Here is a 6,434-nt window from a genome sequence, read left to right on the forward strand (position 1 = left end):
GACCATGACCATGACCACAGCCACTGTGATCACGAGCATGGCGAGTGCGAGCATGATGGCCACGTGCATGACGAACACTGCGGCCATGACCATCACGACCATGAGCACGGCGAGCATTGCCACCACCCGCACCACCATCACCATGACGACGATGTGAAAAGCTTCGTCTTCCGCGCCGAACGCGCCTTCGATCCCGTCAAGCTGGAGGACTTCCTCGGCGCGATCGTGAACATCTACGGACCACGGATGCTGCGCTACAAGGGCGTGCTCAACATGCAGGGCACCGATCGCAAGGTGATATTCCAGGGTGTTCATCAGTTGATGGGCAGCGATCTGGGGCCAGAATGGACGCAGGGCGAGCAGCGGGTGAGCAAGATGGTGTTCATCGGCATCGAATTGCCCAAGGACATCCTCACCCAGGGGCTGGAGCAGTGCCTGGTTTGAGGTGAATCTGCTTTTTGTCGGCGGGTATTTGAGAAAGTCCGCGTGGGTTGCGCGCCACTTTTCCCCCATTTGGAAAATAGGCCGCTACAATCGCGCCCCGAAAAACCCGGGATAGTTGCTTTTGCATTTGTTCCGGCTCCGCCCGTATTGCGAGGAGACAGGAAATGAAAGCCGTACCCAGCAAATCCAAGGCGACCGCCAAGACGCCAGGCGCTGACGGGGCGGTGGGCAAGGCGCCACCCGCTCCGGCTGGAGCCCGCAAGTCTGTGACCCAGACCGGGCGTGCTCCGGAGGACGCTGGGGACGCCCGGCCCATTTCCCGATCCAAGCATTCGACCGTACCATCCCCGGTACATGAGGAGGCCGCGCCGGCCTCCCTCGCCCGCAGAAACGACCCTATGCCTACGACATTGCAAGCTACCGCGGCGGCAGCCAAGAAAGACCCCAAGTTGGCAAACAACTGGAAAACGAAGAGTGGAGAAGAGCTCACCGATGCGGAAGTGCTCGCCATGCCCGACAGCGAGTACATGAACGACAAGCAATTGGCGTTCTTCCGTCATAAATTGATTCAAATCAAACAAGACATGCATAACAATGCCGGTGAGACCACCGAGCATCTGCGCGAAGACACCGTGGTTGTTCCCGACCCCGCGGACCGCGCGACGATCGAGGAAGAACATGCGCTGGAATTGCGCACCCGCGATCGTGAACGCAAGCTCCTGAAGAAGATCGAGCAGTCCATCGCGCGTATCGATGCCGGTGACTATGGTTACTGCGATGAAACGGGCGAGCCCATCGGTGTGGGCCGCCTGATCGCCCGGCCCACCGCCACGCTGTCGCTTGAAGCGCAGCAGCGGCGTGAGCTCAAGCAAAAGATGTACGGAGATTGATGGCCGCCGCGCCTGCCGTGCCCATGGCGTGTCCAGGGCGGCGGCGGGGCTGAACACCAGATTGTCATGAACAAGGAAGATTCTGCCCGTGGTTTGCTGTCCAAGGTGGTGCGCTTCGTGCGCAACCCGACCGTGCAGTGGTCAGAGCTGGATGCTCCTGAAGAAGACAAGGAAGGCCTGTACAGCAAGCAGATGCTCAAGGAGATGATCGAACGCAAGCGCCGCAACGACTTCGTGCGGCGCCGCGAGTTCGACCAGTTGCGCAAGATCCGCCGCAAGGAGTTCGTGCGGGGGCAGAAGCTCGACGATTCATCCGCGCGCACGACGTTCCTGCAGAGCACCATGATGCAGCAGGCCGCCAATACGGTGTCGCCGGACGGCAGGGCGGTCACGCTCAAGAAGATCGACGAGATCGAGGCGCAGATGTCGCAGCAGTGGTGGCGCGCCAAGCCGGGCGCCCTGGGCGGCAACAGCCCGGTGGTGCCGCGTGTCGTTCCGCCGGTCCATGACGAGGCCAGGGGCACTGCAGAGGTGCCGCTTGAATTTGCGCCCACCGAGCCGTTGGCGGATTCGACGAGCTTTGCCCCGACCACGACCGCGGCGGTGGAAAATACAGCGGCTGCGACCATTCCGATGGGCCCCGGGGCAGCCCTCATGGAGTTTGATGTACCCACGCTGGGTATGGATGCCGTCGTAGCCTACGAGGAACTGGAGAAATTTGTGCACGAACCCGATCTTGAAGAGGCTGCCCTGCGCTTCGCCAACGGCGACCATGCGGGTGCTGAATCAGGCTTGATGGAGGTGCTCGCGCAGCATGCGGACGATCAGGCCGAGGAACAGGCGGACATCTGGATGACCCTGTTCGATCTGTACCGCGCTACCGGCCAGCAGGATCGTTTCGACAGGCTGGCGATCGAATACGCCGGCCGCTTTGGCCGCTCGGCGCCCCTGTGGTTCTCTTTGCCCGAGCAACTGGGGCTGGAGGCGGCGCCCGCCGCGGGCGCGGTATCGGCCATCCAGCGCGAATTCAGCTGGAGCGCTCCCGCCTTGCTGACCCAGCAGTCGTTGACCGCGTTGCTGGCGTCCCTTGCGCGCAAGCCAGCTCCGCCCTGGACGCTGAACTGGTCGCGCATGGCCGGCATCGAGCCCGTCGCCATTCCGGGGCTCGTGGAGCTGTTCCTACGCTGGGCGGATGAGCCCGTCGCTCTCAAGTTCGTTGGCGTGTCCGCGCTCAACGAACTGTTGCGCTCGAAGACCCCGCAGGGAGACCGCTCGGTGGACAGCCAGTGGTGGAACCTGCGCATGGCGGCGCTGCGGCTGATGGGGCTGCCGGATGAGTTCGAACTGGTCGCGCTCGACTACTGCGTGACCTATGAGGTATCGCCTCCGTCCTGGGCCCCCACGCTGTGCACTTTCACGGGGGACGACAGCGCGGCCAACACAGCTCACGAGCAGGCCGGGCGCGGCCCGCAGCCTGATCGTTCGTCAAGCGAGCCGCGTTCGTCCGGCCAGGAAAAGGCCAGGCTGCCCGGGCTGTCGGGCTATATCGACGGGGATGCGATCCCGCTGCTCGAGCCGTTCGAGGCGCTGGCGCAGCCCGATGCTCCCCTGATCATCGCCTGCGACCACCTGATCCGCATGGACTTCCCGGCAGCCGGTTCGGTGCTCAACTGGGCGGCCGAGCAGCAGGCAAAGGGCCGGGTCGTGCAGTTCAACAACCTGCATCGCCTCATCGCGGTCTTCTTCAACGTGATCGGGGTCAGCGAGCACGCCTGGGTCGTGCCGCGCCGCAACTGATCCGGGGACCTCTGCGCAAATCAGCTCGACGCATGCTTGCGCGGACCGGGTCGGTCCACGGCGTTGGACAAAAGCGCGCTATCCCCGCGCGCTTTTCTCATGGTGAAATTCCGGAATTGGCTGCCGCGTCCGTCTTGAGATTTCCCTGGCGGCCCCCATTTCCTACAGCCATGGAACAGTATCACGGCACCACCATTCTCAGCGTCCGCCGCCAGACGGCGGACGGCATTCAGGTCGCCATCGGCGGCGACGGCCAGGTCACGCTTGGCAACATCGTGGTCAAGGGTACCGCGCGCAAGGTGCGCAAGCTCTACAACGGCCGCGTGCTGGCGGGCTTCGCGGGCGCGACAGCGGATGCATTCACGCTGTTCGAGCGTTTCGAGGCCAAGCTCGAAAAGCACAACGGCCAGCTCACCCGCGCGGCGATCGAGCTCACCAAGGACTGGCGTACCGATCGCGTGCTGCGCCGCCTCGAAGCCATGCTCGCCGTGGCCGACGAGACCGCATCGCTCATCATCACGGGCAATGGCGACGTGCTCGAGCCCGAGCAGGGCATCGTGGCGATCGGCTCCGGCGGCGCCTATGCGCACTCCGCCGCCAAGGCGCTGCTCAACAACACCGATCTTTCCGCCGAGGAAGTCGTGCGAAAGTCGCTGGCGATTGCCGGAGAGCTGTGCATCTACACCAACATGCACCACACCATCGAGACGCTGTAGGCATGCTCCGGGAGCGCTTCCCGGGCTTTTTCGCGCCACGCCAGCAAGACGATCCACCGGCGAGGCCGCAAGGCTTTGCCCACCACCGAAGACCAAGCCATGTATTCAATGACGCCTCAGGAAATCGTTTCCGAGTTGGACAACCACATCGTCGGGCAGAACAACGCCAAGCGCGCGGTCGCCATTGCCCTGCGCAACCGTTGGCGCCGCCAGCAGGTCGATGCCGGCCTGCGCCATGAGATCACGCCAAAGAACATCCTGATGATCGGCCCCACCGGCGTTGGCAAGACCGAGATCGCCCGCCGCCTTGCCCGGCTGGCGGATGCTCCGTTCATCAAGGTCGAGGCCACGAAGTTCACCGAGGTGGGCTACGTGGGCAAGGACGTCGACTCCATCATCCGCGACCTGGTCGAGATCGCCGTCAAGCAGACCCGCGAGTCCGACATGAAGAAAATGCGCATGCGCGCCGAGGATGCGGCCGAGGAGCGCATCCTCGACGTGCTGATTCCGCCCGCGCGCGGCAGCGATCCCGCGCCCGATGGCGCGGCCCGCCAGACCTTTCGCAAGAAACTGCGCGAGGGGCAGCTCGACGACAAGGAAATCGAGATCGACCTGGCCGAAGCGCGCCCGCAACTGGAGATCATGGGCCCGCAAGGCATGGAGGAAATGACCGAGCAGCTGCGCGGCATGTTCAGCCAGATGGGCGGGGAAAAGCGCAAGACCCGCAAGCTCAGGATTGCCGAGGCCATGAAGCTGCTCATCGACGAAGAGGCCGCCAGGCTCGTCAACGAGGAAGAGGTCAAGACGCGCGCGCTCTCGAACGCCGAGCAGAACGGCATCGTCTTCATCGATGAAATCGACAAGGTGGCCGTGCGCCAGGAGTCCTCGGGCTCCGATGTGTCGCGCCAGGGCGTGCAGCGCGACCTGCTGCCGCTGGTGGAGGGCACGACCGTGTCCACCAAATACGGCATGGTCAAGACGGACCACATTCTTTTCATCGCATCCGGCGCGTTCCACCTTGCCAAGCCGAGCGACCTGATCCCCGAGCTGCAGGGGCGCTTTCCGATCCGCGTCGAGCTGGAGTCCCTGTCCGTGAAGGACTTCGAGGCCATCCTCACGCAGACGCATGCCTCCCTGGTCAAGCAATACCAGGCGCTTTTGGCGACCGAGGGCGTGACGCTGGAGTTCCTGCCCGACGGCATCACCCGCCTCGCGCACATCGCCTTCGACGTGAATGAGCGCACTGAAAACATCGGCGCGCGCCGGTTGTCCACCGTGATGGAACGACTGCTGGATGAAGTCAGCTTCGATGCAGTGAAACTATCGGGACAGACGGTGAGGATCGACGCCGCGTACGTTGATGTGCGTCTACAGATGCTGAGTCAAAACGAGGACTTGACTAGATACATTCTCTGACGGTTTTATCGAATTAGCCAAGAAGCCTCAAGTGTCACTTCCAGAGCGAACCCTAAGTGCTTAATAAATAAGGGTTTTATCTGGTTGGCGACCTCTAAAATCGAATCTAAGTCGTTGATTTCATTGCAAATTTGTGTTGACTGACCCCTTGCGTGGTGTTCTTTTCCTGCTACAGTGCAAAAAAGTGCAATTAAGTGGTGAAAAGTGCCGGAAATTCTCGGAATTGACGGTCAACCAAGCTGAGGTCCAACGGTGTTTCAAGGGGCGTCCTCCATCAGTCTCGATGCAAAGGGTCGGTTATCGGTACCGACCCGGCATCGTGACGTCCTGATGGCGACGGCAGCCGGGCAGCTCACCATCACCAAGCATCCGCATGGCTGCCTGATGGTGTTCCCGCGCCCCGAATGGGAGAAGTTCCGCGAGCGTATCGCCCAACTGCCCATGTCCGCGCAGTGGTGGAAGCGCATTTTCCTGGGCAATGCAATGGATGTGGACATGGACGGCACGGGGCGCGTGCTGGTCTCGCCGGAACTGCGCCAGGCCGCGGGCATCAGCAAGGACACCATGCTGCTTGGCATGGGCAATCACTTCGAGCTTTGGGACAAGGCGAAATACGACGCCGAGGAGGCCGAGGCCATGCAAGGTGAGATGCCGGATGTGTTCAAGGATTTTTCTTTCTAGGGGCAGCGAGTGAATCAGCCATTGCTGCACACCACGGTCCTGCTGAACGAGGCGGTCGATGCCCTGTTCAGCACGGGCCACGACGCCTCGGCGACGTATGTCGACGGCACGTTTGGCCGCGGCGGCCATTCGGGCCTCATTCTTCAGCGGCTGGGGCCGGGTGGCCGCCTGGTGGCGTTCGACAAGGACCCGCAGGCCATCGAAGCCGCAACGCGCATCACGGATGCGCGTTTTTCAATCCGGCATGAGGGCTTCAGCCATCTTGGCGAGTTGCCCGAGGGCAGCGTGGACGGCCTGCTGCTCGACCTGGGGGTGAGTTCCCCGCAAATTGACGATCCGGAGCGTGGCTTCAGCTTTCGCTTCGAAGGCCCGCTGGACATGCGCATGGACACCACCCGTGGGGAAAGTGTCGCCCAGTGGTTGGCGGAAGCTGAGGCAAAGCAGATAGCGGAGGTGATACGTGACTACGGCGAAGAACGGTTTGCTGGCC

General features: G+C 62.5%; 7 protein-coding genes. All 7 read left to right on the forward strand.

The features are described 5' to 3' along the window. Positions 1-444, forward strand: a 444-nt coding sequence (locus tag ABWP92_RS15690) for a GTP-binding protein (RefSeq protein WP_353236337.1), incomplete at its 5' end; no start/stop codon positions are given. Between the two features lie 164 nt (positions 445-608). Further along, positions 609-1,334, forward strand: coding sequence for an RNA polymerase-binding protein DksA (dksA, locus tag ABWP92_RS15695; protein ID WP_353236338.1), 726 nt, complete (start codon positions 609-611; stop codon positions 1,332-1,334). 66 nt (positions 1,335-1,400) lie between these two features. Then, positions 1,401-3,131, forward strand: a complete 1,731-nt coding sequence (locus tag ABWP92_RS15700; protein WP_353236339.1) for an STAS domain-containing protein — start codon at positions 1,401-1,403, stop codon at positions 3,129-3,131. 170 nt (positions 3,132-3,301) lie between these two features. Further along, a complete protein-coding gene (hslV, locus tag ABWP92_RS15705; RefSeq protein WP_353236340.1) occupies positions 3,302-3,847 on the forward strand; it encodes an ATP-dependent protease subunit HslV in 546 nt (181 codons plus the stop codon). Positions 3,848-3,946: 99 nt separating this feature from the next. Continuing rightward, positions 3,947-5,263 (forward strand): ATP-dependent protease ATPase subunit HslU, encoded by a 1,317-nt coding sequence (gene hslU / locus ABWP92_RS15710; protein WP_353236341.1) that lies wholly within the window; start codon positions 3,947-3,949, stop codon positions 5,261-5,263. 252 nt (positions 5,264-5,515) lie between these two features. After that, positions 5,516-5,944, forward strand: a complete 429-nt coding sequence (gene mraZ, locus ABWP92_RS15715; protein ID WP_353236342.1) for a division/cell wall cluster transcriptional repressor MraZ — start codon at positions 5,516-5,518, stop codon at positions 5,942-5,944. Positions 5,945-5,953: 9 nt separating this feature from the next. Further along, a partial coding sequence (gene rsmH / locus ABWP92_RS15720; protein WP_353236343.1) for a 16S rRNA (cytosine(1402)-N(4))-methyltransferase RsmH occupies positions 5,954-6,434 on the forward strand: 481 nt, incomplete at its 3' end.

Origin of the sequence: Diaphorobacter ruginosibacter (genome assembly GCF_040396215.1) — a bacterium.
In the GTDB taxonomy this organism is placed as follows: Bacteria; Pseudomonadota; Gammaproteobacteria; order Burkholderiales; family Burkholderiaceae_C; genus Diaphorobacter_A; species Diaphorobacter_A ruginosibacter_A.

Bases quoted from the DNA above. Each gene is read 5' to 3' on its own strand.
- dksA (WP_353236338.1), top strand. From the start codon at position 609: ATGAAAGCCGTACCCAGCAAATCCAAGGCGACCGCCAAGACGCCAGGC.
- ABWP92_RS15700 (WP_353236339.1), top strand. From the start codon at position 1,401: ATGAACAAGGAAGATTCTGCCCGTGGTTTGCTGTCCAAGGTGGTGCGC.
- hslV (WP_353236340.1), top strand. From the start codon at position 3,302: ATGGAACAGTATCACGGCACCACCATTCTCAGCGTCCGCCGCCAGACG.
- hslU (WP_353236341.1), top strand. From the start codon at position 3,947: ATGTATTCAATGACGCCTCAGGAAATCGTTTCCGAGTTGGACAACCAC.